Origin of the sequence: Metabacillus dongyingensis, assembly GCF_019933155.2 — a bacterium.
GTDB lineage: Bacteria > Bacillota > Bacilli > Bacillales > Bacillaceae > Bacillus_P > Bacillus_P dongyingensis.
Genome location: NZ_OK052578.1, coordinates 1 through 21,616, shown reverse-complemented (window position 1 = coordinate 21,616; position 21,616 = coordinate 1). Strand labels below are relative to the sequence as shown.

Here is a 21,616-nt window from a genome sequence, read left to right as displayed (position 1 = left end):
CCAGCAGCAGTTTAACTTTGGACACAGAAGAAGTTGATTTACGATGTTTAACTTAAACTTTAATAATGTCCATTTACTAATAGATTTCCTTTGCATCTGGAGGTAATTTTTTTACATGATGCAGATATTCCGTTATGTTCTTATCGTCATCAGCTGGATAAGTGAAAGAAAGAGATTCTGCCACATCTCTTGCTAAGGCCCGAAACAATTCACAGGTAATAAATAGAGAATCCCACATATTTTCGCAACTGCCATCGGAATATGTTTTTTGATACATTTCCCAGTATGATTCGGGAAGAAATTTTTTGAAGTACTTTCCCATCTTCCCAGTTGATACTTGGAAATCATATTCAATTCCAATCCACCAATTGACCATCTCATCCAAAGACTCTCTTGTCGTATATTTAAACATTAGCTTTGCATATGGCAGCTCATCACGCCATATGCCTTTTGCAACGTTTTGTAAGCACCACCAAAAATCATTTGTACAACTATCGAATTGGCCTTCGGTTGGCTTTTTTACATGATAGTCTATATCTGATGGTGAAGGGATTGATGGTAAAAATTCATCTTTATCTAATAACGGAACCGTAAGTTTATCTTTTCCATACTCTTCAAGCACCGTTTCTTTTGTTTGAAGTGTTAGGTCAATCCGGTTGCCATCTGTAAATAACATTAAATATGCATATCGGCGTTCGAAATTCATATTTAATCCAATCCCGTGATCAAGCTTATCTGGTTCTTGAACCATCCGCAAATCACCAAATAGATTAATCCAATTCTCGTCTTCTATGAAGGTAGAAGTTTCTGTTACCACATAAACAATATCGTAATCCTGAAAAATATCTTTTGGAACATTCGGATTGGTTCTCGAACCGTTCATGTATACGGCCCGAATACGTTCATCTTCAATGGCAGTGTTTATTATTAGGTCCATCATTTCTTGTTCATTTCTCATTAATTATCCCTCCGCATGTCATAATGAATTTTGAATGGAAAGTTGATTCACAATGGAGGGGCTCGTGAATGATGTAACCCTAACCCGTTAAATATAGGTTATAATTTATTAAATCTTTTTTTCATTCCAGCCTTCCTTTCTTAATTTAGAAATATCTTTGTTATTTCAACATATGCACACCAATTCCTTCTTTAAGTTTCGCCAAACGTGTTATTAACCTGCTGAGTTACCTTATGTACTTTCTTCATAACCGCCCATAAAATCTATCAAATTATCCATTTATCTTTAAAATGAGTTACTCCACAATATGGCCCTTACATAAAGATAGAGTACAATTCTTGTTGCTTAATTGCGCCCATTAATGAAATATAAACCTCATGAACGATATCTTCTTTATAAAATGCCCTATAAGGTATGCTCTAAGACAGCACAAAAGAGAACTCCAATCTTATCTGGGTTCCCTTAGTTCTTCATTTATAGCCCCGTTTGATGAATGAATGAAAAAATCACTTTCTTTCTCATTATTTTCAATAATGGAGATAATGGAAGCAGCACATTGTATATGGATAGACACAAAAAAAGCCTTTCTGTAAGGAAAAGGCCAAATCAATAAAACAAAACCTCAAAATGTAGTTGAATATCAATATTCTTTCATTTTGTAGTTTTATTTGGTAGAAAAGTTGTCTAGTAAATAAATTGGGTTATATTATTAAAATTCTCCATTGTATCCATTTAAGAAAACGATCTCCAGCTCTACCGTGTACATCTGCCCGTAAATTTGGGTGGGCTGCTCATATAAACATGTTTTATTTAATCATATTCATACAATCAAACATTTTTCTAAGTTTTGATAGCTCCCTACCATTATCTTGAAGTTTGTACAGCAACAGAAGCTTTTCGGACTAATCCATAATAGGATAGAAAGGCCATAAAGCTTGCTGAAAAGATAGTGACACCCATTGGAATGGCTGAATATTCTCCTGCTATTCCGACGAGTGGAGCTGTTAATGAGCCAAGTATAAACGGGAGTACACCTAATAGTGCCGAAGCGCTTCCCGCAATATGTCCTTGTGATTCCATCGCTAATGAAAAAGATGTCGTAGCAATAATTCCGATGCAGGATACTAAAAAGAATATAGGAATGGCAATAGCAAATAACGGTGCTTTTATAAGAAGTGCCCATAGTAATACAGCACCTGCTGTGTTAGAAAGAATTAAACCTATCTTCAAAAAAGTTTTCTCTGGTATGACATCTGAATAACGGCCAACAAGCTGGCTTCCAATTATTAAGGCAATTCCATTCACTCCAAATAAGAGACTGAATACTTGAGGTGATACACCATAAATATTCTGATAGACGAAAGGAATACCAGATACATAAGCAAAGATTCCTGCAATGATAAAACCTTGAGTAAATGCGTACCCTGTGAATTGACGATCTTTTAATAAGGAACCAAAATTCTTCAATACTTGAATAAAGTTACTTGGAATACGCTTTTCAATTGGTAATGTTTCTTCCAGTTTCAATGAAATAATCAAAAACAAAACCATACCAATACAAGCCAATACAATAAATACTCCCGTCCAATTTGTAAAGGAGAGGATACTGCCTCCTGCTATAGGTGCAATAATAGGACCCAAATTACTTACGGCCATCAATAATGCAAAAAACTTGGTCAGTTCCCTTCCACTATAAACATCACGCACAATGGCCCTTGAAATAACTAGTCCACCTGCAGCTGCAAAGCCTTGTAAAAAGCGGGCCCCGATGAAGAAATAAATATTCGGTGCAAATGCACATACTACGGAAGCTAGCAAATACATGATGAGAAAAATAAGCAGTGGTTTACGGCGTCCGAGAACGTCACTCATTGGACCAATAATTAATTGCCCCAAACCAAGACCTAATAGGCACGTAGTTAAACTAATTTGTACTAAAGATGCAGTCGTACTATATTCTTTTACAATAGTAGGGAATGAAGGCAAATACATATCAATTGTAAAAGGGCCTAAAAGTGCAAGTGATCCTAAAAGTAAAGCAAGTTGTAATCGTTTTTTTTCAGTAAATTGGTTCAAGTTTTTCTCGCCTTTCTATAAAAACAGTTATATTCTATTAAACTTTTCTTTTTTCACAACCTATTGCAAAATTTCACAATTTCAGAAGCATCTTCAGCTTTTCTTTTGTATTTTAGAAGAAATGTAATATGACTTAATTAGAAACCATAATTTCTCATGAGAATGGATTTTCAACTTATTCTCTCTATGATTTCAAGAACTAGCGTCGCAATAGACACTGGTGCTTGAACTGCCTTTCTATCTTAGTTTTTGATTATTTGTTTAAAATACATCTTCTCCTGCCTATCATGGAATCCCAAGAACATACTCATTCGGTTATCCGTTTCTTTATACTGAATCAGAAATTCGCGAAACGTACAATTCGAGATGTCAAATTGCAATATTTCAGCCATGCCAGATAAATATACTGCGAGGAATGTTTAAATAATAAAATATATATTATCATTTATCAATTATCTAGCTTACGATACCTCATGCAGGCTAACTTTATTACATAGGAGAATAATTGTAATAAGGTGTTGAATGACACTGAGAAGGTCAATTAACTCCCATTTATTAAATATATAAAGGTATTAAATGAATACCATATTACAATATTTTTCTCGGCATATAGGAAGGTACTCCTTTTTCAATGCCCTTAAAACTTTGGTGATTACCGGAAACAAGTGCTCTATCGGCTAAACAGATTAAAAAAAGTTTATAACAAAAATAAGCGACCTTGTTAATTCTAATTAGAATAACAAGGTCGCTTATACTATTTTCTTTACTATTTTTCCCTTTAAGTTTACTTTATTGGTCATTCTATTATTTTACCATTTTATCTTCCGACTGATCCTGAACATTACCATAAAATTGATGAAACAAATATGTAAGGTAATCGTTTAGTTCAAATTGATCTTTATTAACAAATTCAGACAACGTTAAATTGTTTTCTGACATTGTTTTACCTCCTCTATATTCTTCCTTATATATATGATTCCCAATCTATCATTCTTTTAAACATATAAATTAATATATATATTCGAGTATGATTTCCCTAATAAAACGTGAAAAAAGCCCTTTTAAGAGCTTTTCAGGGTAAGCCTAGCGTTCTTGTGAGAAAAAAATCAAGATGAGTTATAATTTAATATTAACATATAAATATATGTTAATATATGTGTTGTTTTTGTATTTATTGTTAAAATTAATATCAATATCAAAAAGGATGTCTTTTATCAGCTTATTTTTAGACAATAACCTTTTTTCTATACAAGCATTTGAACTCTTTAGCTTACTTAGTGATAAGAACTGCCTGTGTGGCCTCTGATAATACTTTTTGGCTGACACTCCCTAAGACCCATTTCTTTATGCCACTAAGTCCTCTGCTTCCCATAACAATCAGGTCAATGTTGTTCTTTTCTGAATACCCGCAAATGGATGCTGCCGGGTCACCATCTAAAAGAGCTGTAGTAACCTTAATATCAGGAGATATTTCTTCTTTAGCTTTTCTGAATATAACTTCACCTTTAGCTATCTCAACTTCTTCAGCTCTTTCTGCTTCTTCCTGAATAATTTGAGTGCCAGCTGCACTTACAGGGTATACTCCGCCATAAAGAGGCAGATGGGTTTCGTTCGTTCTGCCCCTGACTACCGTTATAATAAAACAATATAAAAAAAATGTGGGGTATGACCAAGAAATCCTGTGCACTGATTAACCAACAACGTTCGATATTACTTCGATATTGCCGCGAGTTGCTTTGGCATAAGGGCAAACCTTATGAGCTTCCGCAACGATTTCCTCAGCCACGCTTGTTTCTACGCCTTTAATAGTGATGTCCATAGTAATTGCCAGAACATAGCCGTCGTCCGCATCCTTGCCGAGCGTAACATGAGAATCAATTGATATACCTTCTGCTTTAATATTCTTTTTTCTAAGAACAGTACCCATCGCACCTTCGAAGCATGCCGCAAATCCTGCAGCGAACAGTTGCTCCGGATTGGTTCCAGCTCCGTTACCACCTAATTCCTTGGGATATCTCAAGTCCACATTAAGTTTCTCATCGCTGGAAACCGCTTTGCCATCTCTTCCGCCTTGAACGTTTACAGTAGCTGTGTACAATTTCTTTTCCATTTTAATCATTTTTTGAACTCCCCTTTTTATACTGGATTATTTTGTACTCTTTTTGTGCTAATTAACCAACTACGTTCGATATTACTTCGATATTGCCGTGAGTTGCTTTGGCATAAGGGCAAACCTTATGAGCTTCCGCAACGATTTCCTCAGCCACGCTTGTTTCTACGCCTTTAATAGTGATGTCCATAGTAATTGCCAGGACATAGCCGTCGTCCGCATCCTTGCCGAGCGTAACTTGAGAAGCAATTGTTATACCTTCGGTTTTAATATTCTTTTTTCTAAGAACAGTACCCATCGCACCCTCAAAGCATGCCGCAAATCCTGCAGCGAACAGTTGCTCCGGATTGGTTCCAGCTCCGTTACCACCTAATTCCTTGGGATATCTCAAGTCCACATTAAGTTTCTCATCGCTGGAAACCGCTTTGCCATCTCTTCCGCCTTGAACGTTTACAGTAGCTGTGTACAATTTCTTTTCCATTTTAATCATTTTTTGAACTCCCCTTTTTATACTGGATTATTTTGTACTCTTTTTGTGCTAATTAACCAACTACGTTCGATATTACTTCGATATTGCCGTGAGTTGCTTTGGCATAAGGGCAAACCTTATGAGCTTCCTCAACGATTTCCTTAGCCATGCTTGTTTCTACGCCTTTAATAGTGATGTCCATAGTAATTGCCAGGACATAGCCGTCGTCCGCATCCTTGCCGAGCGTAACTTGAGAAGCAATTGTTATACCTTCGGTTTTAATATTCCTTTTTCTAAGAACAGTACCCATCGCACCTTCGAAGCATGCCGCAAATCCTGCAGCGAACAGTTGCTCCGGATTGGTTCCAGCTCCGTTACCACCTAATTCCTTGGGATATCTCAAGTCCACATTAAGTTTCTCATCGCTGGAAACCGCTTTGCCGTCTCTTCCGCCTTGAACGTTTACAGTAGCTGTGTACAATTTCTTTTCCATTTTAATCATTTTTTGAACTCCCCTTTTTATACTGGATTATTTTGTACTCTTTTTGTGCTAATTAACCAACTACGTTCGATATTACTTCGATATTGCCGTGAGTTGCTTTAGCATAAGGGCAAACCTTATGAGCTTCCGCAACGATTTCCTCAGCCACGCTTGTTTCTACGCCTTTAATAGTGATGTCCATAGTAATTGCCAGGACATAGCCGCCTTCCGCATCCTTGCCGAGCGTAACTTGAGAAGCAATTGTTATACCTTCGGTTTTAATATTCTTTTTTCTAAGAACAGTACCCATCGCACCCTCAAAGCATGCCGCAAATCCTGCAGCGAACAGTTGCTCCGGATTGGTTCCAGCTCCGTTACCACCTAATTCCTTGGGATATCTCAAGTCCACATTAAGATTCTCATCGCTGGAAACCGCTTTGCCGTCTCTTCCGCCTTGAACGTTTACAGTAGCCGTGTACAATTTCTTTTCCATTTTAATCATTTTTGAAACTCTCCTTTGAATATTGGATTATTTTATACTCTAGCCATACTGGTGACCGCTTTTGCTCACCGGGTAGGCTGAATAAAAGGCTCGTAAAAAAGTTCGACCTGCTTACTTACTAGAAGGTAAGTTTTATTTATAAAATAAACCGTTCTTATGATTTTCTTAAGAAACGGTCTAACTGGTTTAGTACATCGACTAATACATCCTCACCCAGAACACGTCGATATAATAATGCACCCTTAATGCTGGATAATATAGTTACAGCTAAAAACTGAAGGTCTTCAGAATCATTTATGCTTCTTTCATTCTGTGCCTCTGCAACAATTTCTTTGAGAATTGAGATTTCTAATTTACTGACTTCCTTAATTTTATTTTGAACAATATATGGCAGAGATTCATAATCCGTCTGCAAAGATGAAATCGGGCATATTTCAGTAAACTCGAACCGTTCAGCCTGTTGTTGAATGAATTGTTTTAACTTCTCTTCTGCTGAAACCGAAGAATCTTTAATTGACAACAAAGAGTTTTGCAATCTATTAGTAATCCGTTCGGTAATGGCAACCCCTAAATCCTCCTTTTTTTCAAAATGATAATGGATACTTGCCTTGGTCACGCCTAGTTGTTTAGATATGTCATCATAGCTAAATCCTACATACCCTTTTTGTTGTACTAACTTTATTGCTAAATCTATGATTTGTTTTTTTCTGTTTTCCATATCCACATATTAACTTACTAATAGGTAAGTGTCAAGTTGAAAGTTCACAGGCATTACATTATTTCATTATTTAATACCTAATAAATCATTAAAGACACCCACATTGCTTCTATTCACATGTGAAATCAATAATTCAATAAAACCTTTTGCGGCTGTCCCAATGTATTTTTGTTTATGGTGCACAATGGTGACTTCCCTAATAATAGCTGGATTTTTAATCTTTATTGCCTTCAATACCCCTTCATTTTCCAGAGAAAAAAGTGTACTGGATATAATAGTAGCCCCTATCCCTTTCTTAACTAAATTCAATATTGACTTTGAATCAGTTGATTCAATGATTGGTTGGATTTGAATTCCTTCAGCACTGCACGCAGCATCAAGTGATTGCCTAAAACAGTGACCTTTAGGATTTAATATTAAGGGTATGTGCTGAATCTCTTTAAAATCTATGGCATTTCTATCTGACCAAACATGATCCCTTGGTACGACTAAGAAAAATTCTTCTTCGTATAATGAAATATTTGTTAACCTTTCATCTTTTCCTGGCATAAGCGTCAAGGCTAAATTAAATTCATTCTGTATAACCTTTTCAACCACATCATCTAAAGAGAAAATCTGTATTTGTACATCTGGATATATGGAATGAAACTCCAACAATACAGTGGATGCAATATGATTTAAATCTCCTGACAAGGCTCCGATTACTAGTTTTCCTCTTTTGACATTTTGAAGCTCTTCTATTTGTTCTTTAGCACTTTCTAAATTAGCGAATACCTTTTTGCAGTGTTCAAGGAGAATTTTACCAGCTTCTGTAATTGCTATTTTCTTCCCTAAACGATCAAATAAACGAACACCAAGTTCGTCTTCTAATGCTTTCATTTGGTAGCTTAAAGTAGGTTGCCCAATTCTTAGTTTTTCAGCAGTCTTTGTAAATTGCATTTCTTCACAAAGAGCCATAAAATGTTCTAATTGTCTCAATTCCAATATTCCCCACACGCCCCTTAGATATCTGTAAATCCATTTTAAAGTTAAACACATATAATATACTATTCGAAATATTTTACAAAACTACTATTAAATTCTTTTTTTCATAACAAGGATTTAATAAGTTTATGAACTCCATTTGATAGTAGATAATAGAAAAGTTCAAACAGTCTAAAACTAACGATCTGATTTCTAATTAAAGAGACAGTTCACCTATCCTTAAATATGTGAACTGTCCCAAATCAAACTATAACTTTCCCTTTGACTTAATAAATTTTCAAACTGTACAACAATCTATTTGACTTGAACGTGAATCGTTTTTCTCTCCATGTTCCCTGCTTTATCGATTTTTATTTTTCATATGAAACGACGGAGCGAATCATCGGATTGGCTGCATCTAAACCTGCTGCAAATGGTCCAATCACCGACCCTTCCTCTACTTTAAGCCACTCGCCTTTGTAAAGCTTCCAAAAGCGGTCTGAGAACGGGCTGTTCAGATCAAAACCAAGGGTCGGCACATATGGATCTGGATATTGGGTGCTGAATACAAGGAAATATTCCTTCGGTACGTAAATGGAGTAAGGGCTAAGATCTACTCTGACCCAGCCAGGAACGACATCCGATTTTGCAGCAATGGATTCCGTTAACTTCTTTCCAGGCCCTCCTTCAGGTCCAGTGGCATCATATACATCAACTTGAAAATTTTCCCCGCCCGGATTATGCCAGCGTGGGTCGATATAAAACAGGCCGGCGGTCAGCAATGCTTGTTCCTGTCCATCCTTCAATGACATTTTTACTGCGGCCTCGTCCGCACCAGAGACCAACAAGACATTTTCAGCCGAGCCATCATCATAGCTGATTTCATCTTCTGTACCGATATAAGGCTTTAAGTGTATATCATCAATTGATCGGATGGAATTGCCCTTAATTTCAATCCGTTCCCGGTAGGTATGAAAATAGGGGGCACTCACTTCAAGCGTATATGTTCCTATAAAAGGGTTAAGCGAGTATTTGCCGTTTGCACCTGTTCTTACCGGGGCGACAGCGGAGTCTTCAATGAGTTTCACCGTTGCTCCCTTAATCGTTTTTTTGGATTTGCTGTTCTTGACTGTTCCTTTGACGACGCCTTTATCTAATGGGGATAACTGTATATTTACATTGGTCGATGCATCTTTCGTTACTCTCGCCGTTTGAATCTTTTGTTTAAAGCCATAGGCCTCGGCCAGCAGGTGGTATTCATCGGATGGCATCTTCATGCTGAAGCTGCCATCTGTTGGATCGGTCGGTAAAAGCCTTCCATTTTCAACAATCTGTATTTGCGCGCTAAGTGGGATAAGAACTTGTTTTTCGTGGGTGCCTTGCAGCCTTGCAGCCTCCCCTAGTGGTTCAAATGCAGTCGTTGATTGGGAGGGGTGATATACGTCGCCGGAAGGCTTGGCTTCTATGGCAACATCATCTAAGTACCACCCTAAATTTGTAACCGCACTGTCCGAATGGAAACGGTAAGCTACATAAGCCGTTTTCCCTGAGAAGGAAGACAAGTCGACAGAAATGGCTTCCCATTTTGTCTCTAAATGCTCTTCGTTTGTTTTAGCCACATGCCAGTTCTTCATGTCTTCAGAAACGAGCACTTGACCGTAATCATCCGTCCCTTTGAATAAAGTCGGTTTGCCAAAGGTCTGTTTAAAGTTAAGGAATACCGCTTTTCCTTTCTTGACTTGGATAGGAGGCATAGTTAGCATGGAATCCTCGTTATTGTGATAACTCCAGTTCACATCGGTATTTCTCCAGTCAGGGTTCGCGGTTGCGTACGCATTGGTCCCAGAAGGCACTTTCAGGACGGGCGTCAGGACCTTTCCCCAATTCCACGAACTGTTTCTACCGGTACTGTACCACCCTACAGGCGCTGTTTCAAAGTCTGTTGCATACCCGACCGACAGCCCTTCCTTCAGGGGTAGGCGAACAGGGACGGTTTTCGTACTGTTTCCTGCATAGTCCGTAATTTTCCAGTAATACGTAATTTCTTTCCCCCTTACTTGTTCTAAAGGGAGTTCACTGGAATAGGAACCGCTTTTAAAGTTGCCTTTAAAAAGTGTGCCATTTGATGTTTGCTCTCGTGCTCTGTCGACTTGGTAATGAAGTTCCACCGCGGAAACTGCAAAATCGTCAGAGGCTTGTACAGAGAGTTTTAAAGGCGCATTAGCATAAGCATATGGAAAAGGCTCATGGCTTGCTGCTGGTTTCTTTTTATCGACAGCTTTATAACCTACTTTTCCTACTAGACTGCCGACGCCGTTAGAACCGCTCTTAACCATACATGTCAGGTCAAGAATACCTCTCCCATAGGCGTCATTTGGGGAAGATGGATAGTTTGAATCGGATAACGGAATCAATCCGGCATACAAGGTTTCTTTAAGCTTGTCGATCGGCATGTTTGGCTGCATTTGCTTTAAGATGGCAATGGCGCCTGACACATGTGGTGCAGCCATGGAGGTCCCATTTGACAACCCGTATTCGTTATTTGGGAGGGTTGAAAGAACATCTTCCCCTGGTGCAACCAAATCCGGCTTTATTTCACTGCCGCCATAGGGAGAAGGCCCCCTTAAGGAAAACCATGAGATTCGGTTGGCTGAATCCGTTGAGCCAACTGCAATGGCTTCAGGATAATTAGCTGGATTGGTTATAGAACCTGGCCCGACGGGCGTCAAATTGCTGTCGTTTCCTGCGGCAAAAACCGGTGTAATGTCGGCAGCCGTCCATGCCTTCACAACCGATCGAAACCAGTCATTCAAGGTAGAACTGCTACTCCATGAGTTATTAATAATGTCCGGTGCCATCTCTGGATGAGGAGTTCCCTTTTCATCCAGTGGGGCGAGAAGCCATTCTCCTGCTTTTAGCAAGTCTGTATCCAGCGCGCCGTTTTCTGAAAATGCGTTAACTGCAATCCAGCGTGCCCCCGGAGCTACTCCGGTACGCGTGCCTGTTTCCGGGTCATAGCCAACCATTGTCCCTGTCACATGTGTACCATGTCCAAGTGAATCAATTGGAGCAGGACTATCCCCAACCAAGTCCAGCCAATTGAAGGTGTGTGTAAAGGTGCCATCCGCATTGAGTCCTCGGTATTGCTTCTTAAGCGACGGGTGGTTTACGTCCACCCCAGTATCAAGCGTTGCGACCACTACGCCCGATCCATCCAACCCATTTTCCCATGCTTTTTTTGCCTGAATTTTTTCCAGGTTCCAAGGTAGCTCACTTGTTACTTTTTGGACTTCAGATGCCTTCGGTTTAGGCAAAGCGTGCCGTTCGTTTAAGTAAATATGGCTGACTTCCGGAAAGGCTGCTATTTCCTGCAAAACTTGTTTTGTGGATGTAAATGAAACCGCGTTTACGATGTAGTAAGATTGATCATCCTTCAGTTTGCCTTCAGCTTTCTTTTGACGGATAAAATTCTTGATATGATACTGTGTTTGTTCAGCGTTCGTTTGTAGTCCTGACACGACAGTTGAACGGACGCGGAGTTTCTCTTGATAGCGGGTAGCCTTCACTTTCTTAGCCTCTTCCCGAGCTTGATTAGCGATTTTTCCAACATCCGCTTGGTTTTTCAACTCTACAATCACAGTCGTGTACTTGTTTTTTTCAAAGGCCTGTATGACCTTCGGATCCACCTTTCCTTCCATTGGGGTTGGATTCGATCCTCCGTTTTGAACCGCACCGCCTTTTAGAGGAAAGATTGTTCCTAGTAAAAGAAAAATCATCAAAAAAGCTACTAAATTCCGTTTTCTCCTTTTTAACCCTTTCATTTGAATCCTCCTTTTATAAACGTTATAAACACATCATTTAAATTACTATAAATTCTGAAAATTAAAACCATTCACTTTCTTCTTTTACTAGCCAGCCAGCATTTTTTAATACTAGATAGTTATTTGTCTACAAATATCTGTTTTAATAGAAAACACACTGCCTCTTAGTTCAAATATTCCTGAATAAATCAATTCCTAATTTGTAAAACATCGCTGCCTATACTGATATCTTTCATTCTCATACTCAACCTGTTCCTTCCAATTAACCAATAGCAAAATTCCGAAGAGAGAAAGCCAGGATCTAAGATGGTGTGAACTCCTCTCAATATTAAATTTGTTAAATCTACTAAATAGTTTACAACTTGATTAAAATCCCTCCTTTAAAATTTATAAACTACTAGACACAATAGTATTAGTATTCTGAATTGTTAACAATACAACTTTTTTGATCGTATCAATCAAGAATATAAATGGATAATAAAGGATGAGCGGTCCATATAAGAAATAAGCTTTTTACTATTACTAACGATTTGTTTTTCTTATCCCTTAACAGCGTTATTAAACAACTATATTTGTAATGGAACATCTTATGTGATTCAACAGCAGCAGCTGACATCAGACTTTCAACAATCGAAAAGAGCAGTTCTCACTGCTCTATTAAAATATATTTGCTGTTTATAATCTGTATTATGAAAACTAAATGATAAGGAATTGTTGAACAACTGAAGGCAGAGAAAGAGCAAAATCGATAGGTAAACACATGGGTCGTCCTTCACAACCAAGAAAGAATAGAGAAGAAGCCTTACGACTATATAATAGTAGAAACACGAATGGATTAAGTGTGAAAGACATTGTGACACCCTAAATTGGGATTGTGCCCGATTGTTGAAGATTGGAAAATGCGAAAAGCTGTAATAAAAGTAACGGGTTCTGTTTTCGAGTACAAAACTAAAAATTACACATCAAAAGGGGTGCCAAATCGTATTGATTTTGTCACTCCTTTTTTCTTGAATTAACGGCGTTTTTGCCGATAAATCTTCATAATTTGTAATACAAAATGCACCCTAAAATGCAGATGACAGAACTTTCTGTTCCTCAAATTATGGGATGCAATTTCTTATACATTTAAGGCACATAAAAAAGGAAAATAAAGGTAGTATGTATGATAAAATACAGAGAACAGAATCTTCAATTAAAGGGCAGTTTAACGGAATAAGCTGATTCAAAAATTCTTCTACATAAGGTCCAGATAATGGAATAAGGTTAATTGATCTGGCAGGTTCAGTTTTGTATGGTAAAATATAGAAAAAGGAGGTCTTCATTAAATGAAAAAAATTGTTACTACAATTTTAATCCTTTTCCTAACAGCGTGTAATGGTAATGGTGCTGTTGAACAATTAAAAGATGAATACCCAAAAGTAAAAGAAGTTGCTGATCAGCTTTCTGAAAGTGTTCAAGAAAAATTAGGAGCTCCTAGTGAATTGCCGTTTAAACCCAAAAATGTTGTTTTAACCTACGCAGGAGATCCTCCTGAAGATCCGAAGGGAGATATTGTTCATACGGAGTTTATATATGGTGACGGAGTTGGCGTTAATCTTCATATCACCACTCATCACAATAAAAATACATCTTGGTCTTCTGATGATAAACAATTCAAGACTGTTAAATTAAAGAACGGCACTAAGGCATTAATTGAAAGTGATAATAAAAATACCAAACAAATCCGATGGAAAAAAGACGGTTTATATTATTCAATTATGCTGATAAAATCGGACAAAATTGAGAAGGAATACACGATTGAAGATGTAGTTAAAACAGCCGATTCAATGGAGTATTAAGTAAGAAATGCAAAAGTCCCCATAATTAGGTGGCTTTTTTTATTCAGCAATTGAGGGTGAATGGAAGTAAAGGGAAGGATTGCTGAACAATATGACATATGAAAAAATAGAGTTGGTGGGTGTGAATGTGAACAAGTTTATTGATGATTTGTCTGGTGCAATCTATGATTTCATTAAGTTTATTTTCAAAAGTATATGTTACCTTTTAGCTGGAATGTTAATTGTCGGAGTACCGCTTTATGCAATCGCATTTGCTTTTAGGTTATTCCATTAAAGGGGGCGTTTGCGGAACAAAACATACCCTCTTTATTTAGTAAGGTCTCCTCAAGTTTGTTACGGCTGAATAATAACTTCTTTTCTAATGTGAAATATTAGTAAAGAGGTGAATTATGAAGAAATCAGTCGTTTTTACTTTATTACTGCTACTTTTAAATCCAGCATCTATTTCAGTAAGTGCTCAACCAAAAGAATGTCCAGAATTGGATAAGTTAGAAGATACATCAATTAAGGATAAGAACGATGTGGTTAATGCGTTAAAAACACTTATTCCTGAGACTTATGAGGTAGGAATTTACCCTGATATCTATTCACAGTGGAAAGTCTTATCGGCACTTCCTTTTTTAAATGTGGGGGGAAATGAAGAGGAAGAGAATTATTACGGTATGGCTAAAAATTTTTGCGGTAAACGTATTGCTGATAAGTCTTGGCTAGTACGTTTAGAATTTCCACTTTCTAAAGGAGCAAGTTCAAGTCAGGGTCAAATTTTTTTAGCAAAAAGTAAGAAGCAAGGTTGGTTTGTTTGGTTTAGGTACCATTAAAGGATTACAGAAATTATGCATTAATGTTATTCCATTAAAGGGGGCTTTAATTGAAGTAATCGCCATAAAAAAATGGTCAGGGGCACATCAGCCACTGACCATTTTTAATACAAATTTAATTGTTTATTTTCCTGCAAATAACTCTACAATTTTGTTTGTTTATTAGAAGTTTGTACTTCAAAACAGAACCCGTTATAATAAAAGCACCTTTTTTAAAGGGCCCCCATAGTTTAAGTACACATAAAAAAGAGCTGCCCTCAGCAGCTCTCGCATAGATTTTTTTGAAGTTAATTATAGTAAAAATATAGTTGAGTCATTCATTATGTGCAACAATTATTCTAGGTTGTTTGCACGTTTCTTTCTAATTTCCACATATAAAGTTGCTTTAGACACACCAGTGACGAATCACTCACTTCCCGAAAAATCGCGATTAAATTTGACGGAATACATCAGCACATAAACAACAATGAGTGCCGCAAACAAGTTTAGCACGATCAGCGAAAGGTTCAAATTGAAAAATTGAGTAAGCGCTCCGACTCCAATAACCGGAACGATAAATCCAGAGTAAGCGCAAAAATAAAAAGCCGAAATGACTCGTGGCCGTGCTTCTGGTTCCGGTAACTGTCCGGCAAATCGTAATGCAGTTTGAAAAGTCCATCCGCCGCCGATAGCCTGGATGAAAATTCCTGTCCAGAGTAATGGCAAACTTGATGTAAAACCAGAAGAAACAATAATCCATGACCCGATCGCAAGAAGCAGGGTGCCCAATCGGATACGTGTAACTGGATGACTCGGCCAAGGTATGAACTGTGCTAAAGCAGCTCCACTGAGAAGCACGAAAATGATCAATCCAGAAACAGAGAGATTAGACGTGTGAATGACATTTTTGACGAAAGTAGGAATAAGGGAAAACGCTATTCCTTGTATTGTGAAAACAGTGAAGATAGGCAATCCGACCATTGACCAAAAATGAGAACGAATATTGCTAGGTACACCAAGTGTTATCTTCGTTTTTACACGTATTTGCTCAAGGGAAACAACATCTTTTGGTATTGTTTCCAGTATAATGAGCGAAATGATGAGCAGAGCGAGCAGAATCCAAAATGGCAATCGAAGTGGCTGAAGCTGTAAATATTGCAAGATTAATCCTGCGATAGCTGGTCCCAGACCAAAACCAACGAGGATCGTGACTCCTGATAACTTGAGAGCTGTGCTCACTTTATTTGGAGGAGTTTGCTTCATGAGAAAAGCAACAGCTGTACCCGTAAAGGCTCCGTAAGCGATGCCTTCCAGTAACCTGGCGACATAGAGCATCCAGTCATCTATGCTTCCCAGGAAGCACAAGGTAGATATAATAGAGATCCATATGCTGCTGCGAACAACCCTTTTTAATCCCCAAGTGCTACCTTTGTTTCCAGTGACAAGCAAAGTCGGCAACAGGAAAGCAGCATAAATGGCAAACAAAATCGTGATTTGCAAACTGTTTAGTTGATAAGTCTCACTATACAAAGGAAATAATGGAGTAATAAAGGTAGCCCCACTCGACATCAAAAGAGAAACCAATAGCATCCTTTTCATTACAGTAATCCCTACTTTCTATAATTTTATTAATTACCTTAATAAATTTTTTTATAATCAATTAATACTTACACAAAATTTTTATTATGGTCGATAATGGAACAAAAATGTAAACATTCAAAACGCCCATTAAACTTATACCCATCATTAGTTTTCTAACTTACTAGTAGATAAGTTTTTCGCAATAACCGGTTCTCACGAGTTTTTAAGAACCGGTTTTACACCTGAACCGTTCAGCCTGTTGCTGAATGAACTGCTTAAGTTTCTAATCCGCCGATACCGGCGAATTATTAATTGTCAATAAAAAGCCCTCCAAGCTTTTAGAAAGACACTTTGTAATAGCTAACCCTAAATCCCCCTATTTCTCAAAGATAATGAATACTTTGTTGGATTAACTTTAATGCTAAATCGAAGATTTTTTTCGGTTTTCCATGAATGGATAATAACTTACTAATAGGTAAGTGTCAAGTTAACAAAACGTCCACTCCTATTTTATATTTAACTAACTAGTTACTTTCGGGGTACACCTATATGCTATGTTGTAAGGCTTTAATATTTATATTTTACTGCTTTACATTTTCATTTTTCACCTCAACATTACTAGTATCAGACCTGTATGGTTCGATACTAATGCAGCAAGTGTTTCTCTTTGCAGTGTATCCAAAATAAAATCAAATTCATTTTGGACAGGTTTTTCCTTGGATTAGGTTAAATACTTTTTTATCATATGCATAGCCAAATCCCCTATATTATAGGCTGTTGTTATGGATTTTAAAAATCCTGTGTCTTAGCTCTTAATATATTACTTAAATAAGAAAACAAATATTTTATATGTTGAAATATATATTTACATATATATTAAAAATAACAACAACATATTAAATGTTTTCAAAAATAATGTTAAGTAGAACGAGATTAGAATATAGATAAAAACCTCCAAGCAACAGTATTAAAGCCCCAATGTTTAGGCTGTTAATACTGCATGCATGGAGGTCATAAAATCATCTTAAGTAAATGGGATGGTCATTAAGATATTCTTAATTCTTAATTACCTCAAAGAAATCATTAAAGCACGTGCATCTGCATCTAATTTCTTTTTAGCATTTTTTGAAATGTAGCTTTGTGATGACTTACTGTGCAAATGCTTTAGGAAATGATCCAAATATTTGACACTCTTTTGATTGTCGTCTTTTTCTGTATAACTCTGTTTTGAAAGCTTTAAATCATTATCCAAAAGATCCTTCAGCTTCCCTTTCAATTCATCGGTTTTTGCAAAATCATCCATCGCTTTTTGGATTATATCAAAATCGGAAGAAAGGTCCTTTCCGAGAAACTCTAGTTCTGCCAATGAAGTACTTGAATGGCCGCCATTTTCAGTAATTTCCACCTTATAAAAAGCGAATTTTCCAGAATGCTTAATCGTAAAGGCGCGGGTATAGAGACGCCATTCGAACTTTTCATTTTTTCTTTCATCAAGGACAGTCCATGACTTGCCATCATTCGAGCCTTTTACCACCCAGCTTTTTGGGTCTGCTGCCTGTGAATTAGCATCGTTGGTAAGGCTTGCTCCAGAAGTAAAGGTGTACATTTTGGCCTGTTGCTTCCCTGCCTTAAATTGATATTGAACAGACGGGTTTTGACTGTTAAACGTCATTCTCGTTTGAGAGGTATTGTCGAATAACGGATCTACTCTATTGTTTTCTCCATCTGTTGCACTTCCTGGTTCTGGCTTCGTCAGGTCTTTCAATGGTTTTGGTGATAAGGATGATCCATCGGTATTACCAGGAGTGATGGAGTTTGGTATGTCTTTTTCTCCGCTGCCCCACTTCGAAGGCTTGGAGCCCATGTCAAAATCGAGTCTTGCACCATTAGACAGGTCAGTGTGCATAATGTAATTTTTGGTATGGTTTTTGCCATTTAATTTTAAGCGTTGGACATATTTATTGTCCTTGCTGTTCTTTGGTGCGTTGATAACGATTTTTTTCCCATTCTCTAAATGGATCGTCGCTTTCTTGAACAAAGGTGCCCCTATGGCATATTCCGGGCTACCCATCTTCAACGGATAGAAACCAAGTGCACTGAAGATCTGCCATGCGGACATCTCGCCATTATCTTCATCACCAGCATATCCCTGCCCGATTTCACTTCCAATGTATAGGCGGTCCAATGCTTCACGAACCTTCTCCTGTGTCTTCCAAGGCTCTGCAGTATAATTGTACATATACATGATATGGTGAGATGGTTGGTTGCTGTGTCCATACATTCCCATACGGACATCTCTCGCTTCCCTCATTTCATGAATGACACCGCCATAGTGACCAGCAAACAATCCTGTTTCTGGCGTATTGAAGAACTCATCAAGCTTGCTGCTTAATCCTTTTTTACCACCATAAAGGTTAGCAAGTCCTTGCCCATCCTGAGGTGCATGGAAGGCCATATTCCAGGCGTTTGTTTCTGTGTAATCCCCGCCCCATTCACGCTCATCAAATTCTTCTGCCGTTGATCGCCACTCACCTGATGCATTTCTTCCCATGAAGAAGTCTACTTCTGGATTGAACATATTGACATAGTTCTGGGCTCGGCTGAGGTAATAGTTAGCATCAGCTTGATAATTAGATAAATATAGGTCTTTTTTGTCTGCTTGCTTATCAAGTGCCTTTGCAAGATTTGCAATAGCATAATCGTTGATATATCCATCCATAGCCCAAGACATTCCTTCACCTGTAGAGGTATTGGTATAGCCATCAAACACGGATGTAGCCATTCCTTTTCGACCCGTACCTGGACTTGGGCTTACAACTGCAGCGTTTCGGACAGCTGATTGGTAGAAGCTTTTCACATCAAAATTTTTGACCCCTTTAAGATAAGCATCCGCAAATGCCACATCTGAACTAGTTCCTACCATAAGGTTGGCATAACCAGGGGAGGACCATCTTGAAATCCAGCCTCCGTCCCTGTATTGCTGGACGAATCCGTCAATCATCTCCCCAGCCTTCGTAGGAGTTAATAGAGAGTAGGCCGGCCAGGTGGTCCGGTACGTATCCCAGAAACCATTGTTCACATACGTTTTACCGTCTACAACTTTAGCTCCGGTTTCTGTTGGTGTGTTTTGTCCGGATGCTGGGGAAAACGGGCTTGCATACTTATATTCAGGGTTTTTCGCTGTACCCACGTTTTCGTACCCTGAGTTTGGATACAAGAATAGACGGTACATATTTGAGTATAAAGTGACTAATTGATCTTCACTTGCGCCTTCGACTTCAATGATTTTTAATTTATCTTCCCATTTCTGTTGCGCTTTTTCTTTTATTATTTCGAACGTGTCTGAAGACTTGATTTCCTGTTCCAGGTTTTTCTTAGCTTGTTCCACAGAAATTAGCGAAGTTGCAATCTTCATCGTGACGGCCTTATCACTTTTTCCTTTTGTATCAAAGCGGATGAACCCAGTAACATTATCTCTGCCTTCTCCAGAAAGCTTACCGCTGTCAATAAACGGTTTATCAAATTTAGAATAAACGAACATCCGGGTGGCTCCTGCAGAAAGGCTGCCGCTTATCACATCAGAATAGCCTGTGATTTCCCCTGTATCTGCATTGATCGTTAAGCCGCCATTATTATTGACATTGTCAAAAATAAGGCTTGAGGTATCACCTGTAAATGTGAAACGCTGCATGGCCGCATGATCGGTCGGCGAAATTTCCGTCCGAATGCCGTTTTCGAATTTTACGCTGTAATAATGAGGCTTTGCGATTTCATTTGAATGTTTAAACGCTAATGCGCGTGCTTTCTTATTCGCGCTAGGCTTTGCGTCCGTAGAATTAGACGGCATCACTTGGAACGTCTGGCGGTCACCCATCCATGGACTTGGCTCATGGCTTAAAGAGAATGCCTGAATTTCCGGAAGGTTATCCGCATTATTATTTTGATTATAGCTGTAGAGCCAGCTTGTGGAATCTGCATTTGTTGCAGGAGTCCAGAAGTTAAATCCATGAGGCACCGCTACAGCAGGAAAATTGTTTCCTCTTGAGAAAGTACTGTTTGATTGAGTTCCTCTCAAAATATCCACATAATCCGTAAGACTAGTGTACTTTTTCTTTACTGGATTTCCAGTAATATTTATATCATCGACAGTGCCCTTAAAGGCTGCAGGCCCTTTAGGATTATCATAAGCTACGAGAATCCGGTCAATCGTTTTACCTGCAGCTACCTCACCTATATGGGATTCTTTGTAATTCCACTGATTGACATACAGTGTTTTCGATTTCCCCTGATCTTGTGGATTAAGCTTGATGCCATGCTGATCCACCGCATCAAGATCGTGAAGATAGGTCCCATCTGTAAACACAAGGTCTACCGATGCATATGTGCTTGAATAATCCGTCTGTTCGCTGTCTGTAAACTCCGGATGAATGTAATATGAAAGTTCAGTATCGCGGGTGATTTTAAGATTTACATCGTACACTTTGTTGTAGGAATATGCTCTTTGATCCGTTAAATGAGTACCGGCATAGGTGAACGCTTTCGTCCCTGTCCATCCAGCTTTCGTTTTAGCAGTATATGAGCTTGCCGGGCCATCACTTATTTCTGATTTCATGTCTGCAGGAGGTGGTGGTGGTACGTCAATTCCGTTGGAGAGGGCAATTTCTGCAAGTTGTGTAATATCATCTCCAGCGTTTTTAGTAATATCAATCCGGTAATAGGAGTATTTATTTTCATTCTCGAATTCATAAAGGTTTCGCTGAAAACGCTTATTAAAGACTTCATCCGTTCTCTTATCCAGGTTTACCCAATTCTCACCATCGTTTGAGCCTGAAAGTGTCCAATCTTTTGGGTCTCTGCCATCAGCATCATTAGCAGAAGTTAAAGCATATTTTACAACAGTCTCAGGTTCAGAAAGCTTTAGTTCGATTGATGCTGTCGGTTCAAAAGCTAGCCATTTCGTGTTCACATCTCTGTCCGTTAATTTTTCATCCGTTTCATTCGGCGGGTTATTTGCGCTGGCGGTTGCTTTCACCACTTTATGTGTAATATCACCCTGAATGCCATCGTATTGAATGTTACCATCAATACCTAGGGACATTTTTTTTCCTTTTGCATCGGTTTCTACCAGGTTTTGCCAGGTCGGCTGTGGATTCTCTTCCTCAAATGACGTGAAGAAGTCGGTTGCAGTTTTTGTTTGTGATTCGGCAGAAACCTTTTGAGCAGTCGGATTATATAAGATTCCTGCCAGTAATGCCGAACAGGTCAGAACATATAAACCTTTCTTAACGTTTTTTCTGTTCAA

General features: G+C 38.3%; 15 protein-coding genes. 2 read left to right on the top strand and 13 right to left on the bottom strand.

From position 1 onward, the window contains the following. Window positions 1-76: 76 nt before the first annotated feature. The 11 genes from K8L98_RS24950 to K8L98_RS24905 form a co-directional block, all read right to left on the bottom strand. Window positions 77-958, bottom strand: coding sequence for an aminoglycoside 6-adenylyltransferase (locus K8L98_RS24950; RefSeq protein WP_243551413.1), 882 nt, complete (start codon window positions 956-958; stop codon window positions 77-79). A gap of 864 nt (window positions 959-1,822) precedes the next feature. Continuing rightward, the gene (locus K8L98_RS24945) at window positions 1,823-3,034 is read right to left on the bottom strand and encodes a multidrug effflux MFS transporter (protein WP_243551411.1); all 1,212 of its coding nucleotides are present in this window, start codon (window positions 3,032-3,034) and stop codon (window positions 1,823-1,825) included. Window positions 3,035-3,838: 804 nt separating this feature from the next. Next, window positions 3,839-3,973: a hypothetical protein gene (locus K8L98_RS26630; protein WP_275976777.1), complete on the bottom strand. Its 135-nt coding sequence runs from the start codon at window positions 3,971-3,973 to the stop codon at window positions 3,839-3,841. A gap of 331 nt (window positions 3,974-4,304) precedes the next feature. Beyond that, a complete protein-coding gene (locus tag K8L98_RS24940) occupies window positions 4,305-4,721 on the bottom strand; it encodes a universal stress protein (protein ID WP_243551410.1) in 417 nt (138 codons plus the stop codon). Between the two features lie 3 nt (window positions 4,722-4,724). After that, the gene (locus K8L98_RS24935; RefSeq protein ID WP_243551408.1) at window positions 4,725-5,153 is read right to left on the bottom strand and encodes an organic hydroperoxide resistance protein; all 429 of its coding nucleotides are present in this window, start codon (window positions 5,151-5,153) and stop codon (window positions 4,725-4,727) included. A 52-nt stretch (window positions 5,154-5,205) separates the two neighbouring features. Then, window positions 5,206-5,634, bottom strand: coding sequence for an organic hydroperoxide resistance protein (locus K8L98_RS24930; RefSeq protein WP_243551406.1), 429 nt, complete (start codon window positions 5,632-5,634; stop codon window positions 5,206-5,208). A 52-nt stretch (window positions 5,635-5,686) separates the two neighbouring features. Next, the gene (locus K8L98_RS24925) at window positions 5,687-6,115 is read right to left on the bottom strand and encodes an organic hydroperoxide resistance protein (RefSeq protein ID WP_243551404.1); all 429 of its coding nucleotides are present in this window, start codon (window positions 6,113-6,115) and stop codon (window positions 5,687-5,689) included. A gap of 52 nt (window positions 6,116-6,167) precedes the next feature. After that, window positions 6,168-6,596: an organic hydroperoxide resistance protein gene (locus K8L98_RS24920; protein ID WP_243551402.1), complete on the bottom strand. Its 429-nt coding sequence runs from the start codon at window positions 6,594-6,596 to the stop codon at window positions 6,168-6,170. 154 nt (window positions 6,597-6,750) lie between these two features. Further along, on the bottom strand, window positions 6,751-7,314 hold the full coding sequence (locus K8L98_RS24915) for a TetR/AcrR family transcriptional regulator (RefSeq protein ID WP_243551400.1): 564 nt from the start codon (window positions 7,312-7,314) through the stop codon (window positions 6,751-6,753). A 66-nt stretch (window positions 7,315-7,380) separates the two neighbouring features. Continuing rightward, window positions 7,381-8,292, bottom strand: a complete 912-nt coding sequence (locus K8L98_RS24910) for a LysR family transcriptional regulator (RefSeq protein ID WP_243551398.1) — start codon at window positions 8,290-8,292, stop codon at window positions 7,381-7,383. A 356-nt stretch (window positions 8,293-8,648) separates the two neighbouring features. Next, the gene (locus K8L98_RS24905; RefSeq protein ID WP_243551396.1) at window positions 8,649-12,098 is read right to left on the bottom strand and encodes a S8 family serine peptidase; all 3,450 of its coding nucleotides are present in this window, start codon (window positions 12,096-12,098) and stop codon (window positions 8,649-8,651) included. Between the two features lie 1,325 nt (window positions 12,099-13,423). Between K8L98_RS24905 and K8L98_RS24900 the strand changes: the two genes are divergently transcribed. Continuing rightward, the gene (locus tag K8L98_RS24900; protein WP_133312356.1) at window positions 13,424-13,936 is read left to right on the top strand and encodes a hypothetical protein; all 513 of its coding nucleotides are present in this window, start codon (window positions 13,424-13,426) and stop codon (window positions 13,934-13,936) included. 389 nt (window positions 13,937-14,325) lie between these two features. After that, on the top strand, window positions 14,326-14,754 hold the full coding sequence (locus K8L98_RS24895; protein ID WP_243551394.1) for a hypothetical protein: 429 nt from the start codon (window positions 14,326-14,328) through the stop codon (window positions 14,752-14,754). Window positions 14,755-15,159: 405 nt separating this feature from the next. Here the strand turns inward: K8L98_RS24895 and K8L98_RS24890 are convergent, their stop codons facing one another. Both K8L98_RS24890 and K8L98_RS24885 read right to left on the bottom strand, forming a co-directional pair. Then, window positions 15,160-16,332, bottom strand: a complete 1,173-nt coding sequence (locus K8L98_RS24890) for an MFS transporter (RefSeq protein ID WP_243551392.1) — start codon at window positions 16,330-16,332, stop codon at window positions 15,160-15,162. A gap of 1,048 nt (window positions 16,333-17,380) precedes the next feature. Further along, window positions 17,381-21,616: a GH92 family glycosyl hydrolase gene (locus tag K8L98_RS24885; protein WP_243551390.1), complete on the bottom strand. Its 4,236-nt coding sequence runs from the start codon at window positions 21,614-21,616 to the stop codon at window positions 17,381-17,383.